The organism is Mesobacillus jeotgali, from assembly GCF_014856545.2.
Lineage (GTDB): Bacteria > Bacillota > Bacilli > Bacillales > Cytobacillaceae > Mesobacillus.
The window spans coordinates 904,059-920,363 of the sequence record NZ_CP109811.1; the positions used below are offsets into that span (position 1 = coordinate 904,059).

The following is a 16,305-nucleotide window of genomic DNA, read 5'->3' on the forward strand; positions in this document are numbered from 1 at the left end:
GGATGTTATTAAGGAAGTATATGTCTTTGCTCGGAGTAGGATCCGCCCAGATTGACCTGATTTTGGAGAAGGATGTTTTAATCCCTGGGGAGTCAGTGAATGGAAAATTCTTGATCAAGGGCGGAACGGTTGACCAGGACCTGCAGTTGATTGAGTGTGCTCTTGTCATGGTTAACCTGAAGTCGGAAGCTGAAAAGGTACTGGATACTGTAACAATTGATGTGCCGTTAAGGATCCAGCCGAATGGGAATGATGATGTGCCGTTCACCTTCCTGCTGCCAGATGATGTTCCTCCTTCAAATAAGGATATTTCTTATCATTTTAAAACCAAGCTTGTTTTTAAGCAGGGAACAGAAAGCTGGGATGAAGATATGATCAAGGTGGTAAAAGGGAATCAGTGAGTATGAAAAAACCTTTTTCACCTTTTAGGGAAATAGAGAAGGGAGCAATAGAATGAATCAATATGGACACTTGGCAAACAGTGTTGTTTATTCAATCCGAGGATCAAAAGCAGCTTTAGTTCATAAAGATTCATCACTAAAGCTGGTTGGAGAAGGTAGAAGTGCATTCGCTTTCAGAATCAAAGGAACGGATCTTGTTTTAAAGGTTTTTTTTCCACAGTTTGAAAAGGTTGCAGCAGAAGAAGCGGGGATTTATAAGGAGCTTGCTGGAAATCCCTTTTTCCCTGCTCTTCATGAATCGGGAAGTAATTATCTGGTAATGGATTATGTCCGGGGTATGACACTCTATCAATGCTTGGTGAATGGCATGCCGATTGCCGCGGGCCACATTGAGGAAGTCGATCAAGCCCTTAAGCTTGCAAGAGAGAAGGGATTGAACCCATCCGACATACATTTGCGGAACATTATCATCACTCCAGATGATGAAGTCAAGCTTATAGATGTAGCTCGATTCAGGCAGACAAAGCGATGTTCCCAGTGGGAGGACTTAAAAACTGCCTTTTATAAATTTTACAGGCATGACCGCTTTCCGAAAAAAATGCCAGAACCTGCTATGAATATAATTGCTTTTATTTATAAAAAAGGACTGCTGCCATCTATTAATTAATGCATGGCTGCAGTCCTCTTTTTATTTTTCTCGATGAGCTTTCTACGAAGCAAGGTATAAGAAACAGTCTTTATTCATTACATATTCCTGTACGGAGCGCCAGAAGGCAAAAAAGCTGCCTCACTCGTCTAGCAGAACAAGATGGCCCATGGGCTATAAGTTCAAAAACTTGTCCTGCATTCTGAACCTGCGTTATGATGGTTTATAACAGTGCATTTTGGAAGATAAATTGTAGAAGCATATATATTAAATTGTCATTGAACACATGGAGGAATCTAAATGACCACAGAACTGCAAGCATTAGGAGAAGCAATTGTCAGCAGGAAGCATGAAATCGCTAAGGCTGTTCACGAAGATAGGTATTCTGAAGCAGTTTTAACGGAAGCACAGAAATATGACCTTGGAAAAATTGAACAGCAGATTCTTGAGATCCGAGCGAACTTCATTGAAATTTTCGGCCAGGCATTGATTGAACATGAAGACCAGGAGAAGGTTTTTGGGGAAATTACAAACTGGGGAAAAGAAACCGGAGAGTATATTTACAAACTCGGTGCATCATTAGATGAAGCACTAAAAGATACAAGCTATTACAGAGAGCATATCTGGAAAGCAATCAAAGAAGAAGCGAAGGATATGTCCGCTTCTGCCATCTTTGGTGTATTAGATATAATTGATCCATTAATGGACCATGCTATATACAGCTTCAGCCTAACGTTTGTCGACGCGCACCAAAAGAGCCTTGAAAATGCCAAAACAGCGTTGCTGGAACTGTCAGTGCCAGTCGTCCCATTAATGCCTGGAGTCGGTGTATTGCCTCTTGTCGGGAACGTTGATACTGAAAGAGCCCAGCTATTGATGGAAGAAACATTGGACCAGGCTGTAAAACTCAAACTTACTCACCTCATCTTTGATGTGTCCGGGGTAATGATTGTGGATACGATGGTTGCGGACCAGCTGTTCAAGGTCATCAACGCCCTGTCACTTGTAGGGGTACAAACAATCATGACCGGTATCCGTCCAGAGGTTGCCCATACAATGGTAACGCTTGGTCTGAACCTTGAGGGCATTATGGTGAAATCAAATCTTCATCAGGCATTCAAAGAGATCCAGACTCTGCAAAATGCATAGATTCGAAAAAGCTGCTCAGGCAGCTTTTTTTGCGGTCAGAATAAAGAGGATTTGTCTTTCAAAAAGAGAATATCAAAAGGATAAATTTCTAATTAATAATGGAGGCAAAACTATGGCTGAGCTGATTTTTCGTACGGTTGAAAAAAGAGATATTCCAGATTTATACCATCTGATGACACGATACATTGTCGAATTTTACAAGAAACCCAAGCCTGAAGAAGCTCAACTGATTCATTTAATTCAACATGTAATGGAACATCCAGACTCAGGTTTGCAGTTTGTGGCTGAAAAAGAGGGGAAGCTTTTGGGGTTTGCCACATTATATTTTACATTCAGCACCCTACAGGTAAAAAGGGCAGCCATTCTGAATGATTTATTCGTTGCAGACGACGCAAGAGGGCAGAAGATAGGCGAGCAGCTCTTTGAGAAATGCCTCAACTATATCAGGGAGAATGGATTTGCCTATATGACATGGGAAACGGCCAAGGATAATTATATTGCCCAAAGCCTTTACAATAAAATGGGGGGAAGACAATCAGACTGGATGGTTTATGAAATAGAATAGAACCACTTCTGGATTGGTAAGCCTGCACTCCCCGAGTCGAATTTCGTGTATTTTACAAGGTTAACACCTATACTATATTGTGAAATAACCAACTGGAGGGATCCGACATGCAAATTGAAATGTGGACTGACTTTGCTTGACCGTTCTGCTATATTGGCAAAAGGCGTCTGGATGACGCTATTAAACAGATTGATCACCCGATTGAAGTGACATATCGATGCTTTGAACTTGATCCGAACATGAAGCGGGATATTGATTATAATATGTATGAAGCTCTTTCAAAAAAATATGGGATGAGCATTGCCCAGGCGAAAGCAAGCACGCAAAATATGGTGCAGATGGCAAAGGAATCAGGCCTGGAATATAATATCGACACGCTCATCTTGACCAATACATTTGATGCTCACCGTTTGACGATGTTTGCGAAAAAGCATGGGCTTATGGCAGAGATGACCGAAAGAATATTGCGCGCTTATTTTACCGATTCGAAGCACATTGGCGATCATGGAACATTGACAGAATTGGCTGTTGAAGTGGGGCTGGACCGTGAAGCAGTAGAGAAAATGCTTGCCAGCGATGAAATGGCCGATGAAGTCCGTGCAGATGAAAGTACTGGCCAGCAGTACGGCATCACAGGTGTACCATTCTTCCTGATCAATAAAAAGTATGCGATTACCGGTGCACAGCCGACTGATGTGATTGTTCAATCACTGAAGAAAGTCATTGCCGAGAATGAAATCACCGTTTTGAGCGGCGATGACGGGATGATTTGTGATGACGATGGTTGTGAAATTCCTAATAAAAAGAACTAGTCCTGTGACTAGTTCTTTTCTTTGTCTTTATATAAATTCCACGATTTCCTCAACCGGTATACGGGTTGTAGGATGTCCTGGCACAGCCGCCTTTCCGATAGGGAGGAGAAGGACTGGCATATAGCGCTCATCAATGTTGAATTTTTCGATGAATTGTTGCTTGTTGAACCCGCCCATTGGAACTGTATCATAACCTCGGGCTCTGGCAATCAGCATGATCTGCATGGAAATAAGGCCGGCATCGAAAGACGCGATGTTCTCCCTCATTCCGACGGGTGCAGCAGGGTATAATTTATTGGTATTCTCAATCATTCTGTTCATTGTTGTTTCGTCCATATATCCAGCTTCAAATGAACTGCGGTATACTTTTTCGCCGTTACGGTACATTTCTCTGTCAGCTAGAACTGCAATCACAGCAGAAGAAGTTTCGACCTGCTCCTGATTATTGGCGATCATTCTCAGTTCTTTTTTTGTTTCCTCGTCCTGGATGACGATGAACTTCCATGGCTGAAGATTGCTTGAAGATGGTGCAAGGGCAGCTTCTTTTAAAATATCTAAAATCTCTTCCCGTGACATCTTGAAGTCAGGGTCATATTTTCTGACAGAACGCCGTTCACTTATGACACTGGACAGGCTTGTCTCAGATGTATTCATTATAAATTCCTCCAAAGATGTAGTTACTTTTAGTAAGCAGTATATAGGTTACTATTAGTAAGTGATGAAGTCAAACAGTATGACCGGAATCTATCATTCCAATAACTGACTTTGGGAAGTTAAAGGAGAGTCACAAATTAAGGGTGCCCGTTTTCACGGGACACCCTCACTTAGTCTTTTCAGACAGTAATTCATACCATTCTGCCGTTTCTTTCGAACTCTTGCTATTGATAAATATCTTATCATGATCCGTTTCTATAAATAAATAAGGCTGCGAATCTTTGTGGATAAAGAGCAGGCTGCTCCCGTAATCCTTTACCTTGAAATGGCCCTTTGCCAACGTTGCAAGGCCGAACCCATTTTCTTTCCATGTCACTTCGGGCATTTCCTCCAGAAGTTCCACATGACGAATGTCTGCGTAGTCCCATTCTTCGCCATACATGCCTGTGATTTCAAAAGAATCACCATAGTCCTTAAGTTCAAAGTCCTGATACCCCAAAAAGTAAAGTCCCACCACAAACCCAATCGTTCCAATAGCGAGAAGGCTGCTGAAGAGATAGCTTCGCTTTCGCTTCTCCCTGACTTCATATTTGGACAGGTAAACCAGACCGCCGAGTAAGAATAACATCATGAAGCCAAACTGGACTTCCAGCGAATATGGAAAAGAGGTGAAACTTAATGGCAGCAAAATGGCCATTCCCGCTGCCGTGGCGAGCATCAGCTTCCCGACCCTTTGTGGATAGCCATTCTTGATTAATTGCTGCTGCTCATCCTTCGGTTTGCCATTGAAGTTGGATATCAGCCAGTACCACTCCTTTTTCACAATCGCCCAGCCGAAGAACAGGAACAGAAGGACCATAAAAAGCTGGATCCCAATAAATAAAGTCATCAAAAACACCTCCAGAACAATTCCTTTTCTTATAATACGGATTGCCAGGAACACAAGTTTCACATACGGGAAAAAATTAGGTAATAGAGAAGAAAAGTGTCCGTCATGCGTTTGATGACGGACAGAAATTTGATATTTGAGAAGAAAAGTGTCCGTCATATGCTTGATGACGGACAGAAATTTGATATTTAAGAAGAAAAGTGTCCATCATGCCCTTGATGACGGACAGAAATTTGATACTTAAGAAGAAAAGTGTCCGTCATACGCTTGATGACGGACGGAAATTTGATATTTAAGAAGAAAAGTGTCCATCATGCCCCCGATGATGGACAGAAATTTGATATTTAAGAAGAAAAGTGTCCATCATGCCCTTGATGACGGACAGAAATTTGATATTTAAGAAGAAAAGTGTCCGTCATTAAATTAATTAGCAGCAACACGTATTTACTAACTCACTTAATGCCAAAGATAAAAGCTGCCAGTTTCTCTCCATGGCAGCTTTTACAGTTTTATGAGCTTATGCTTTGCTCGGTTTCTGCGGAGGCTCTTAAATTGCGTGATTTCAGGAAAAAGACCGTGGTCATCGCGATCGACAATGCACCGAACATGACGCTCATATTCTGAAGGCCAACTGCGTCTAGCAAGAATCCGGTCATTAACAGGACAACCTGGAAGAAGACGCGGTCCATCATATTCCGGAACGAGAAGAAACGGCCATGAAAGTCTTTTGGCACTCTTGTCTGGAAGATGGTAGCAGCTGTCGGGAAGAAGCAGCCTACAGAAAATCCGAACAACAGAAAGGCGATGATCGTCGTCACTGGCTGGTTGGCAAAATAGAGCATAAGCTGGGAGAAGCCGATCAGCATCGAGCTTGCAAACAGAATTTTATATGGTGAAAACTTATAGCTGATTTTTTTAATCAAAAATGCACCGCTCATGAAGGCGAGACCTTCCGCGGTATAAATCCATCCCTTGATGGCAGTACTGTCCTGGAGTTCACTGATATTGATGACAACCAGGTTGAAGCCTCCCAGGAAAATCAGCGGAATCAAGGTCAAAATCAAGGTCATCATCACAATCGGCAGTTTGACGATGACAGGAAACACGTCTTTAAAGCCTTGTTTTTGCCCGCTTTCTTTAACAGCAGTGCTTTTCTTGTTTTCATCAAACTGCAAAAACCAGGTCAGTCCGAACAGGACGATGTAGGCAGCCATTGAAAGGAGATAAACTGCATTTAAAGGAATGGCCACAAGCAAAATTCCTGCAGCAGCAGTCCCGATGATACGAGACAACGTGGACACATTCATATGGACTCCATTGAGCTGTAATAAGTCCTTCTCACTAACAACAAGCGGGATTGCTGCCTGGAGTGCCGGAAAGTAGAAAGCGGCAGATATTTGCAATAACACGAGGAACACAAGCATCCACCATACTGAACTGGTTTGAAGGGCGATCAGCATGAAAACGACACTGATTATCCGTACGAAACCGGATACCAGCATGACCGTCTTTTTGCTGTGTTGGTCGGTCAACCTTCCAGCGAGTGGGCCGACAGCAATGCCCGCCAGTAATCCCGCAGCCAGCAGAAGCGATTTTAAAAAGTCAGAAGGAATTTGTTCCTGCATAAACTCAAGATTTCCTATGATTCCAAGCCATAATCCTAACCCGGCAATAAACTCGCCGGTTAATAAAATCCAGACATTCTTATTTTTCCACATACTGATAGTGCCTCACGGTTTCTAATGAATTTTTTCATATGTTCAATTATCTGATATTAGTGAAACTTCGTAAAGCTAAATATTTTTAATAATGTATTCTCATAACGTTAACTTGATGAAAAAAGATACGGGACTGAGAAATTTTTACCATTTGAAATAACGATTTCCATTCTTTTGTACGAGTTTTCCTTTTGTAAAACAGGGAAATGTAAAGGGGTTATATAAAAAGGGGGTGTACTGCTAGGTATCTGGTAAAAACATACATAATAAGTGAAATAGAAGAGGGAGTGGGAAAGTGAAAAAGTACATAAAGAGGATGGCAGCAGCAGGATTGATTGCTTCTGTACTTGGCTTTGGGCAGACAGGAGCTCAGGCAGCAAGCATTGGAATGGGTTCAGTTGGGACAGATGTTACATATGTGCAGTCTATTTTGAAAAATCTCGGGTACTTTAACACGACGACAACTGGCTATTATGGACCAATCACTGTTGAAGCAGTGAAGCAGCTTCAAAGGGACTTTGGCCTCGAACAGACTGGAGGCGTCGGTCCGAAGACGTCCAAACTGATTCAGGAAATCGAGACGATGGCTCATGTGGTATATGGAGAATCCCGGGGTGAGAGTTACCAGGGACAAGTTGCCGTGGCTGCGGTGATTTTGAACAGAGTAGATTCTAATGATTTTCCAGATAGCGTCCATGATGTCGTTTTTCAAAGAAATGCCTTTACAGCGGTAAATGATGGCCAGTACAATCTTCAGCCGAATGATACAGCTTATCATGCAGTAAAGGACGCAATGCTCGGATGGGATCCTTCCTATGGCTCCGTTTATTACTTCAATCCAAAGCTTGCGACTGATCAATGGATTTTTACAAGGACAGTGACCAAACAAATAGGCAATCACCACTTTGCATATTAAAGAGTACGACCTGCACCGGTTTCTTAGAAACCGGTGCTTTTTATGCATTTCGCGGTAAAAAAAGGAACAAACTATCTTTTAAACTAGGCACTTTTTACAGCAGATGCCTTATAGCTCAACTCTGGAAAAGCTGCTTATGTATGATGCGTCAAGCCTATAAAAAAGGGGTGTGAAGTTTGAATATAGATATAGACCAAATTGCTGCGAGCCTGGATGATTTCAGTACTCATGAGGAAGCAAGGGAATGGTTTGCGAACCGGTTCGGAGCTCAATTTATCCAAAAAGAAGAAGATATTTCTGAAGGAAAACGAGTTTACTTTTACCACATAGTAAAAAATCGTGATGCTTATAATCAGTATATGGCATCGTTGATGGATGATGGGAAGATAGAGTTTAAGAGCATGGAGCCTTTTGAAAGCTATTCAACAGTTGAAATCAGCGAGGATGGCGATGTGAGTATTTCAATTTAGGAGGAATTAGGATGGAAAAAAGGGACAATCAATTCAAGTTAAGTTATGAATCCGATGGGAAAATGGATAAGAAGAAAAACGAAGAAAAGAAGAAGAACAAGAGTGCAAACTTTTTTAACGTAACGCCTGACAGCGAATAATCTGCGGTGAAGGAGTAAAATTATGGCTGTAGAACAAATTGAACGGGCAACCGAAGAGGATTTGCTTGTCATCGGAACAATGTTTGCGGAATGCAAAGAGTACCTTGAATCGAGAGGCATTCTGCAATGGGATGAGCAATATCCCAACCACGAATACTTTGAAAATGCGATGCAGGGTGAAGAGTTGTTTGTATTGAAAAAAAGAGAATCCACAATAGGCGTGATGGTCCTCGATGAGTGGCAGGCTCCTGAATGGGAGAATGCAAATTGGTCAGCAACAAAAGGAAAGCCGTTGATTCTCCACTCGTTCTGTGTTGACCCGTCTGCCCAGGGTGGCGGATATGGCAGCAAGATGCTACAGTTTGCAGAGGACTTTGCGAAGGATCACGGCTATGGTGCCCTTCGGCTGGATACGTATTCCGGTAACGAAGGTGCGGTCCGCTTTTATGAAAAAAGGGGCTATAGAATCACCGGAAAAGTAATGATGAATGGAAAGCCTGAAGGACATGAGTTATATGTTTGCTTTGAGAAATTGTTCTGATTTGAAATGAAACCCTGCACACAAGTCAGGGTTTCTTTCTTTAAGCCTATATTTCAATCCTCATAAATTTGCTGACATCTTTGAATCCCAGCTTTTCGTATAAACGAATTGCTTTTTCATTAAATGAAAATACATTCAGACGGACATCATCATAGCCAAGGTGCTTGAACTCCACCAGGCTTTGTTCAATCAACGATTTTGCGACACCATTCTGCCTGTGCTCTTTTTTTACATACACATCACTGATCCAGCCGATTTCCTTATGCGTGAACCAGTCCAGGCTTCGGTCCACCAGTACCCAGCCAATCAATGAATCCTGAGTTCTCGCAACAAGAAAATAAGCCCCATGGTTAAGCGAATCGGAATAAGATGATATCATCTCTTCTTTGTTATTATCAGCCTGAATCCCTGTAGCCTCTGCTCTATTAACACCCGCCATGCTGAAAATTTCTTGCAATTCGAGTTGTGTTGCTTTGCCGTATTCTATTTCCATGTCATCACCTATATTATTGGAATATTTAAACTAAACCTAATTTTACGAGTTTAAAAGGTATATATCCATAGTTAACTATAGTAAAATTTTTAATACATCGAAATTTGAGTTGAAACTGAGAAACGAGGTTTGCTAAATGAAAATACTTATTTCCGGCTTTGAGCCGTTTGGAAAAATGAAGATTAATCCAACTGAGGAATTGCTGCTGGAAGCTGAAAAGTTTGAGATTGAAAATGTGGAAATCTCTACGATTCTGTTGCCAGTCAATTATGATGAGTGCGCAGAAGAGTTGATTAAAAAGGTGGACGATTTCCAGCCTGACGTGGTGATATCCTGTGGACTGGCAGCAGGCAGGACGGCAATCACTCCAGAACGGATCGGAATCAATGTGAAGGATACAGGATCCGGTGATCCATATCCAGATAATAAAGGCAATATCCCGACAGATGAAATGATCGATGAGAATGGGCCAGACGGATTATTTGCTACCCTGCCGAATCGTCTGATTGAGAAGAATCTAAAGGCGTTGAATATTCCTGCTGCGGTGTCGAACAGTGCAGGTACCTTTATCTGCAATAACACCTTATACGCTGTTTTAAATCATATCCGCAAAAATAATCTAAAGACCATGGCTGGGTTCATCCATTTTCCGGCATCTACTAAGATGTCAGCACTCAATCCATCCCTTCCTTCATTGCCACAAGAAACGATAGCTGAAGCATTGAAGGTGATCGTTGAAACTTGTGTCATGGTTGAAGTGCGACAGTAAGTGAAGCTTATTTAAAAGGAGGGATGATATGGAGTTTGTAATCTCGCCTCTTGGTGATCTGGCAGTAGTATTGTCGTTTGGAAATGAAATAAATGAAAAAACGAACAGGCAAATACAATCCTTCGTTAGCAAACTGGAAAAAGAAAATATACGAGGCATTGCAGAATGGGTGCCTGCCTATACGTCTCTGACAATTTATTATCACCCTGAAGTCATACCCTATGATTCTCTCAAAGATGAGCTTGAAAGAGTGGGCATGTCCACGGGCCAATCTGAACCAGACAGGCCGCTTGTCTATGAAATTCCGGTCTGTTATGGCGGTGAATGGGGGCAGGATCTGGCTTATGTCGCTAATTATCACGGCCTGGACGAACAGGAGGTCATCAAACTTCATGCAAATCGTGAATACCTAATCTATATGATGGGTTTCATGCCCGGGTTTCCCTATCTGGGAGGCTTGCCTGAAAAGCTGGCTGTACCAAGGCTTGAGACGCCAAGGCAAAACGTGATGCCGGGTGCTGTCGGAATTGGCGGGAATCAGACAGGTATTTATCCTGCCGACGTTCCTTCAGGCTGGAGGATCATTGGCACCACTCCGGTAACCTTGTTTTCTCCAGAGAAGGAGGAGCCGTTCCTGTTCAGCTCAGGTCATTATATTAAATTCGTGCCAATTAGTGAGGAGCAATTTTTAACGATAAAACAACTGGGCGATGGATACGAGGTAAACAGGTTTGAAAAGAGGTGAGGTAAATGTTATCTGTGGATCTTAACTGTGATTTAGGTGAAAGCTACGGAATATTTAAAATTGGAAACGACAGTGAAGTGTTAAAGCATATCACTTCAGCCAATATCGCTTGCGGCTATCATGCTGGTGACCATAATGTCATGATGGAAACGGTAAAAATGGCAAAAGCGCACGGTGTGAGGATTGGCGCGCATCCTGGCTTTCCAGACCTGCATGGTTTCGGCAGGAGAGAAATGAAGATGAGTGCTGAGGAAATTTATAATCTGATTATTTACCAGATTGGCGCTCTTTCGGCAATCGCGAAGGCTCGCGGCACTAGGGTTGTTCATGTGAAGCCTCACGGTGCGCTGTATAATATAGCCTCAAAAGATAAAGAAATTGCGGATGCTGTTGCTACTGCAGTCGCCGATGTCGACCCTTCTCTCACTTTATTCGGTCTCGCAGGCAGTTCCCTTGTGAAAGCAGGGAAGGAAAGAGGTCTGCTGGTGGCGGAGGAAGTGTTTGCTGACCGAACCTATCAGCAAGATGGTTCGCTGACGTCTCGTACACAATCAAACGCGATGATCCATGATCCTGATTTAGCGATCAGCAGAGTAATCCGGATGATACGGGAAGGAAAAGTTGAAAGTGTTGACGGGACAGATATTGAGATGAAGGCAGATACAATTTGCATCCATGGTGATGAACCTCAGGCACTTCATTTTGCGGTGAAATTGAAGGCAGCTTTAAGGGCAGAAGGCATCCAAGTCGGCAGAGGCTGGGATGAAAAATGACAGAACCCATTTTTAAAATCCTAAAGTCCGGACTTCAAACAACTGTACAGGATTTAGGGACAACAGGCTATCAGCAGTATGGCATCAGTCCTTCTGGTGCAATGGATTCTTATTCCATGCAAATGGCGAACCTGCTTGTCGGCAACCCGCTTGGTGAAGCCGTGCTGGAAGTTGCCGTGCTTGGCCCGAGGCTTGAAGCATTGACTGAGGTATCCATCGCTATCTGTGGGGGGGACCTTGAGCCGCTGGTGAATAGCAGTAAAGTCTCGATGTGGAAAAGCTTTGTTTTAAAAAAAGGAGACATCCTTTCATTTGGAACTGCTAAAAGTGGCGCAAGAGCTTACATAAGTTTTGCCGGTGGCATTGATGTTCCGGTTGTTCTAGGCAGCAAGTCCACGTTTATCAATGGAAGGCTTGGCGGCTTCAAGGGCCGTGCATTAGTGTCAGGAGATATTGTATACGGAAGCCCTTTTGTCAGGAGAAATTGCTTTTTGCATTCGAGCCTGATTCCTGAGTACGCAGAGGAAATGGAAATTCGGGTAATCCTGGGACCTCACTCTGATAAATTTTCACAGATTGCAAAGGATCGATTTCTATCAAGTCAATATACGATAACTTCCCAATCGAATAGAATGGGATATCGGCTTGAGGGCCCAAAGCTGGCGCCAATCGGCGGGTCTGACATCATTTCCGATGCTATCCCGCTCGGAGGGATACAGGTTCCGTCTAACGGGCAGCCGATCATTCTTATGTCAGAACGGCAAACAACCGGCGGATATGCCCGAATAGCCACTGTGATTTCTGTTGATATTCCATTGCTTGCCCAGGCAATGCCAGGAACAAAGATCCGCTTTAAGGAAATCACGATAAGAGAAGCACAAGAACAGTATCTGAAACAGAAAAAATTATTCAAGTTCCTGTCTGTTTAAAATCCCTGTGGCTGCAGGGATTTTTTGTTTCGGTTGAATATGCCATCAAGATAATAAGAGTATGGTATAAAAAAGTTTCTCCCGGTAATAACTGATAAAATCAGTATTTTTGGGGAGAGAGAAGCATGTATTTATTATTGGTCATAGCAGTATGGATTTTTTTCGCTTATAAATTTATAGACTGGTCGCAATGGAAAAAGCAATACTCGACGATTTTATTTTTCATGATGGTGAATCTGCTGTATAACACGCTTTACTACAACCATACATTGTGGGCGTTTCGAGGGATAACGGCAGACTGGCTGAACCATTCTATCATCAATATCGCATTCACTTTTTTTTATTTGCCCAGTCGGGTTGATCATTTACCTCCAGCGTTTTCCCGAAACAAGGCGAAACCAACTGATCTATGTGGGTGTATGGGTAGGCTTTTATACGATCATAGAGGCTTTATTTGCTCACAGGGGAATGTTTATTTATGATAATGGCTGGAACAGCTGGCATAACATTTGGCTTAATTTAATTTTGTTTGTGATCTTGTGGATACACTATCGGAAACCGGTAATTGCATGGATCCTATCAATCCCGCTTGCAGTTATTTTCTATTTATTATTTCCGTTTCCGCTGGACAGCCTAAAGTAAAAGAGGTGGCTTAACTTGTTGATACAGAATGTATTGTCAGCGCCGGTATTTCTAGTTCTGCTTTTTCTGACCTATATCACCATGTGGATGTATATCACAAGACATGAAGTCAGGCGGGAAAATAAAAATAAACAGTAAACAGTGTTATTTCAGCAGGCTATGAAAACAGCGAAAAGGAAAAATAGCAAGCATTCATGAAACATAAAAAAATCAGGTTCGAAAGGCAAAAAACACGGCGGAAAACCTTCCACCGTGTTTTTTAAAATCCAACCTCTTCAGATGCTTTAACAAATTGATCTTCAGGTTTCTTTCTCGCAACGAAAATGAAAGTGTAGGCAATCAGCAGTCCGACCAGGAACACGACCGAAAATCCATAAATGAAATGGTAGCTGGTGTAGGAGGCGAGCAGTCCTAGTCCGGCAGAACCCAGAGCCATTCCAAGGTCCATGGAGGAGAAGTACATCGCATTTGCTGTTCCTTGTTTCTCCTTTGGTACCGCGCTTACCGCAAGGGCCTGAAGGGTCGGTGCTACTGTCCCATATGCCAACCCGTAAAAAACGGCAGCGATTAAAAGTGTCATGGTATTTTGAGTGATGGCCAAAAGTGTCAGTCCAATGATCCCTGAAATCACAGCAGGGTAGATGATGAATTTATGACCGAAACTATCGTACATTTTTCCAGAAACGGGCCTGATAATGACCATCACAATTGTCAAGACCAGAAAGAATAAAGAGATTGTTGCCCCAAGGTTTGCCTCTTTTCCTAATTCCCGGAGGAAGCTTACTACTCCGCCAAGTGTGATGGAGAAGAACGCTGTAAGAATCGCTGGTGTAAAGGCATGACGGTCAAAGGCATGCTCCCTGAAATGGCCTTTCTTGACTGTCGCCCTTGCTTGGACTTGCTTGCGCGGGCTTTTTATAAACAAGTTCAAAAACAAGGTGAGCAGAGTCAAGCTTACCGAAATCATGATCAGGATGTTAAAAGAAAATCCCTCCAGCAAAGCGAGCGCCAGCATCGGCCCAAGACTTGTCCCTACACTGGTGGCCATTCCGTAATAGCCGATTCCTTCACCAAGCCGATGCGCAGGGATGATATTGGTTGCCATTGTCGAGAAAATCGTCGTAATGATCCCAAAACCTGCACCATGGATCACTCTGAGCAGTAGCAATAGCAGCACGGAATCCTGACCGAAGCTCAAGGCTACAGAAACGGCTATAAAGCCAAGGGAAATAAGGCTTAATTTCTTATTGTCCAGTTTCTGCATCAAGGAAGGTACAAAAGGACGAGTCGCGATGGCAGATACCATAAAGACAGTTGTCATCAAGCCACCCTGTGCAGGATTGTTTTTAATGTCAGTGATGAAAGCGGGGAAGCCGGCAGTCAAAAGCTGCAGGCATAGGAAAAATAAAAAAGCCATTATCACAATGGCCGTAAACTGTGCTGTCCATAACTTGGATGTTTTGTTCATTATATTGCCTTCTCTCTAGTTGTTTTCCTCCAGAAGTCCATCGATATTGTCTTCCATTGTAAGTAAAACCTCTCTGAAGATTGCGAGCCTTTTCTCATCTATTCCATTTGTGATCTTGATGAAGATTTCTTCAAGGTAAGGTGTCACTTCCTCCACAAGGTTTGCGCCTTTCGGAGTGATTTTCACCAAAAAGGAACGGCGATCGAGAGGGTTGGCGAGCCTTTCAACATTTTCCTGTTTCACAAGAAGGTCCAGGATTTTCGTCAAAGTCGCCTGGTCTTTATCCGACCGGATCGATAGCTCTTTTTGTGAAATTCCATTACCCTCGTTCAGAGTGCGCAATACACTCCACTGTTCCGTCGTAATCTGATAAGGCTTTAAGTAATAGTTAATGATGCGTGTAAGCTTCTTGCTCAAACGAACAGATGCTGAGCCAATTGCTTTATCCATAGATATTTCCATGAACAAGTCCTCCTCGTATGCTATATAAAAATGGTAGCACGAAAATTGTTTAGTGTAAATATAATTTGTATACAAACTATTATTGAGTAAAAAAAATACCTGGACTCAGCCAGGTACCTTTAATCGATAACTCTTGCGACCGCATTGCCGCAGTTTTTGCATAGGTTATTACACCATATATAAGTTATCCGCGCCAGTCCCGCATCACAGCGTTTTAATTTAAGTTCGAATGTCCTCCTTTTTCAAAATACCGCCTTAGCCCTTCACCAAGAATATTGAATGTCAGGATCAGGTAGGTAATTGCACTTGCTGTGAAAAATGGAATCCAAAATGCTTTTAATAAATCGCCTCTCGCCTCCCCCAGCAGTGTTGGCCAGTTAAGGCTTGTATTTCTCAATTCACCAAATCCATAGCTTGTCTGGACGAATAGCTGGGTAACAAAGATGCTGAAAATACCGAGCTGGCCAAGCAATAGTGCTACCCTTCCCAAATCAATGCAAAAGTTCACGATGAGATCGGGCAATAGATTAGGGATATAATAATCTTTGAAAAAACGGACCGGTCCGCTTCCGATTGTGATGCCTGCCTCAACAAAGGGAGTTCTGGAGATTGAGAGTATTTTCTGCTGCATGATATAGCTGACTCTTCCCAATTCAACCAGTGCCAGAATGATGACCACCCAGACCACACGATTGGGACTGAATGTGAAAATGGGAAGTGTGATGAATAAGATTGAAGCGAAAATGATCGGCAGGCCTGAAGATAGCTGATTCCACCAGTTAATTAGCCAGGTAAATGGCTGTTTCCATATGAATGATAGTAAGACCAATACCAGTGACAATACATATCTGATTATGGTGATGGCAAAGATTAAGAGAATCGTATCCTTTGCCCCGGCAATGAGGATGCTGAACAGATCGCGTCCATCATGGTCTGTCCCTAGAAAATGTTGGGATGAAGGGGGAAAGGGAGCCCTCTGGAATTTTCCATTTTCCATTACCATGCGATTTTCCTGTAGACCTTCTTTTATATAGGGAAAATAGGGCCCAATTAAAGTTCCTATTAAAAGGAAAGACAATAATATGGTTCCAATGATTAAATGCCAGTTTCTCAAGTCACAAAC

The 16,305-nt window shown here is 42.7% G+C and carries 21 protein-coding genes; 14 read left to right on the top strand and 7 right to left on the bottom strand.

The features are described from left to right. The first annotated feature begins 2 nt into the window (after nucleotides 1-2). The 5 genes from FOF60_RS04500 (at nucleotide 3) to FOF60_RS04520 (ending at nucleotide 3,573) form a co-directional block, all read left to right on the top strand. Nucleotides 3-401 (top strand): sporulation protein, encoded by a 399-nt coding sequence (locus FOF60_RS04500; RefSeq protein WP_192469575.1) that lies wholly within the window; start codon nucleotides 3-5, stop codon nucleotides 399-401. Between the two features lie 52 nt (nucleotides 402-453). Further along, nucleotides 454-1,068: a protein kinase family protein gene (locus FOF60_RS04505; RefSeq protein WP_192469574.1), complete on the top strand. Its 615-nt coding sequence runs from the start codon at nucleotides 454-456 to the stop codon at nucleotides 1,066-1,068. 279 nt (nucleotides 1,069-1,347) lie between these two features. After that, nucleotides 1,348-2,196 (top strand): STAS domain-containing protein, encoded by an 849-nt coding sequence (locus tag FOF60_RS04510; protein WP_192469573.1) that lies wholly within the window; start codon nucleotides 1,348-1,350, stop codon nucleotides 2,194-2,196. Between the two features lie 112 nt (nucleotides 2,197-2,308). Continuing rightward, nucleotides 2,309-2,761 (top strand): GNAT family N-acetyltransferase, encoded by a 453-nt coding sequence (locus FOF60_RS04515; RefSeq protein WP_192469572.1) that lies wholly within the window; start codon nucleotides 2,309-2,311, stop codon nucleotides 2,759-2,761. 152 nt (nucleotides 2,762-2,913) lie between these two features. Further along, on the top strand, nucleotides 2,914-3,573 hold the full coding sequence (locus FOF60_RS04520) for a DsbA family oxidoreductase (protein WP_264647690.1): 660 nt from the start codon (nucleotides 2,914-2,916) through the stop codon (nucleotides 3,571-3,573). A 27-nt stretch (nucleotides 3,574-3,600) separates the two neighbouring features. Here FOF60_RS04520 and FOF60_RS04525 read toward each other — a convergent pair whose 3' ends face one another. From FOF60_RS04525 to FOF60_RS04535, 3 genes are all read right to left on the bottom strand, one after another. Then, entirely contained in the window at nucleotides 3,601-4,227 is a 627-nt protein-coding gene (locus FOF60_RS04525) for a nitroreductase family protein (RefSeq protein WP_192469570.1), read from the bottom strand. 166 nt (nucleotides 4,228-4,393) lie between these two features. Further along, nucleotides 4,394-5,116: a DUF3784 domain-containing protein gene (locus FOF60_RS04530; RefSeq protein WP_192469569.1), complete on the bottom strand. Its 723-nt coding sequence runs from the start codon at nucleotides 5,114-5,116 to the stop codon at nucleotides 4,394-4,396. Nucleotides 5,117-5,625: 509 nt separating this feature from the next. Continuing rightward, entirely contained in the window at nucleotides 5,626-6,834 is a 1,209-nt protein-coding gene (locus tag FOF60_RS04535; protein WP_192469568.1) for an MFS transporter, read from the bottom strand. Between the two features lie 295 nt (nucleotides 6,835-7,129). On the opposite strand from FOF60_RS04535, the gene FOF60_RS04540 reads away from it, so the two are divergent. The 4 genes from FOF60_RS04540 to FOF60_RS04555 all read left to right on the top strand — a co-directional run bounded on the left by FOF60_RS04540 (nucleotide 7,130) and on the right by FOF60_RS04555 (nucleotide 8,901). Beyond that, on the top strand, nucleotides 7,130-7,750 hold the full coding sequence (locus FOF60_RS04540; protein ID WP_251614525.1) for a cell wall hydrolase: 621 nt from the start codon (nucleotides 7,130-7,132) through the stop codon (nucleotides 7,748-7,750). 176 nt (nucleotides 7,751-7,926) lie between these two features. Further along, nucleotides 7,927-8,220, top strand: a complete 294-nt coding sequence (locus FOF60_RS04545; protein ID WP_192469567.1) for a hypothetical protein — start codon at nucleotides 7,927-7,929, stop codon at nucleotides 8,218-8,220. 11 nt (nucleotides 8,221-8,231) lie between these two features. Continuing rightward, nucleotides 8,232-8,360 carry a hypothetical protein gene (locus FOF60_RS04550; RefSeq protein WP_264647643.1) on the top strand — a complete coding sequence of 43 codons (129 nt, stop codon included), beginning with the start codon at nucleotides 8,232-8,234 and terminating at the stop codon, nucleotides 8,358-8,360. A gap of 22 nt (nucleotides 8,361-8,382) precedes the next feature. Next, nucleotides 8,383-8,901 (top strand): GNAT family N-acetyltransferase, encoded by a 519-nt coding sequence (locus tag FOF60_RS04555; protein WP_192469566.1) that lies wholly within the window; start codon nucleotides 8,383-8,385, stop codon nucleotides 8,899-8,901. A 46-nt stretch (nucleotides 8,902-8,947) separates the two neighbouring features. Here FOF60_RS04555 and FOF60_RS04560 read toward each other — a convergent pair whose 3' ends face one another. Continuing rightward, nucleotides 8,948-9,394: a GNAT family N-acetyltransferase gene (locus FOF60_RS04560; protein ID WP_192469565.1), complete on the bottom strand. Its 447-nt coding sequence runs from the start codon at nucleotides 9,392-9,394 to the stop codon at nucleotides 8,948-8,950. Between the two features lie 136 nt (nucleotides 9,395-9,530). On the opposite strand from FOF60_RS04560, the gene FOF60_RS04565 reads away from it, so the two are divergent. The 5 genes from FOF60_RS04565 (at nucleotide 9,531) to FOF60_RS24540 (ending at nucleotide 13,252) form a co-directional block, all read left to right on the top strand. Then, on the top strand, nucleotides 9,531-10,163 hold the full coding sequence (locus tag FOF60_RS04565; protein WP_192469564.1) for a pyroglutamyl-peptidase I: 633 nt from the start codon (nucleotides 9,531-9,533) through the stop codon (nucleotides 10,161-10,163). A gap of 28 nt (nucleotides 10,164-10,191) precedes the next feature. After that, the gene (gene pxpB, locus FOF60_RS04570; RefSeq protein WP_192469563.1) at nucleotides 10,192-10,908 is read left to right on the top strand and encodes a 5-oxoprolinase subunit PxpB; all 717 of its coding nucleotides are present in this window, start codon (nucleotides 10,192-10,194) and stop codon (nucleotides 10,906-10,908) included. Between the two features lie 5 nt (nucleotides 10,909-10,913). After that, nucleotides 10,914-11,681 carry a LamB/YcsF family protein gene (locus FOF60_RS04575; RefSeq protein ID WP_192469562.1) on the top strand — a complete coding sequence of 256 codons (768 nt, stop codon included), beginning with the start codon at nucleotides 10,914-10,916 and terminating at the stop codon, nucleotides 11,679-11,681. Beyond that, nucleotides 11,678-12,610, top strand: a complete 933-nt coding sequence (locus FOF60_RS04580) for a 5-oxoprolinase subunit C family protein (protein ID WP_192469561.1) — start codon at nucleotides 11,678-11,680, stop codon at nucleotides 12,608-12,610. The genes FOF60_RS04575 and FOF60_RS04580 overlap by 4 nt, the downstream gene beginning before the upstream one ends. Nucleotides 12,611-12,952: 342 nt before the next feature. Continuing rightward, a complete protein-coding gene (locus tag FOF60_RS24540; protein WP_413632886.1) occupies nucleotides 12,953-13,252 on the top strand; it encodes a CBO0543 family protein in 300 nt (99 codons plus the stop codon). Between the two features lie 259 nt (nucleotides 13,253-13,511). Here the strand turns inward: FOF60_RS24540 and FOF60_RS04585 are convergent, their stop codons facing one another. From FOF60_RS04585 to FOF60_RS04595, 3 genes are all read right to left on the bottom strand, one after another. Beyond that, a complete protein-coding gene (locus FOF60_RS04585) occupies nucleotides 13,512-14,720 on the bottom strand; it encodes an MFS transporter (protein WP_192469559.1) in 1,209 nt (402 codons plus the stop codon). Nucleotides 14,721-14,735: 15 nt separating this feature from the next. Further along, nucleotides 14,736-15,182, bottom strand: coding sequence for a MarR family winged helix-turn-helix transcriptional regulator (locus FOF60_RS04590; protein WP_225649754.1), 447 nt, complete (start codon nucleotides 15,180-15,182; stop codon nucleotides 14,736-14,738). A 214-nt stretch (nucleotides 15,183-15,396) separates the two neighbouring features. After that, complete coding sequence (locus FOF60_RS04595) at nucleotides 15,397-16,296, bottom strand: ABC transporter permease subunit (protein WP_192469558.1); 900 nt, start codon at nucleotides 16,294-16,296, stop codon at nucleotides 15,397-15,399. Between the last annotated feature and the right edge of the window lie 9 nt (nucleotides 16,297-16,305).